The sequence below is a fragment of the Peribacillus sp. SIMBA_075 genome (assembly GCF_046534585.1).
The window spans coordinates 1-262 of the sequence record NZ_JAWRYN010000874.1 but is presented as its reverse complement, the minus strand read 5'-3'; the positions used below and the strand labels follow the sequence as shown (position 1 = coordinate 262).

1 protein-coding gene is annotated in these 262 nt (G+C 35.9%); it reads left to right on the top strand.

Annotated elements, in window-relative coordinates; genetic code table 11:
• On the top strand, positions 1 to 262 hold a 262-nt coding region (locus SB775_RS30740), incomplete at both ends, for a hypothetical protein (protein ID WP_410865050.1).

The following is a 262-nucleotide window of genomic DNA, read 5'->3' as shown; positions in this document are numbered from 1 at the left end:
ACATAGCTGGAAAAGAAGCAATCCTTGTTGTTGAAAGTAAGGCAAAGCTTATAAATGGACAAGAAGGAGCTATTTATGCTGTTTTAAGCGATGAATCCCAATCAAATAAACCAACTCTTTATATTTTTAAAGAAGGTCAATTTGAGCTTGTTAGTGGATCGCTTGCCGATGATGCAGAACTAAGTTTTCTTGACCTAATTGATACACCTGCTTCATACGAAGGTTTTGCGAATAAACGGATTAAGATAAATCCAAGTGGAAC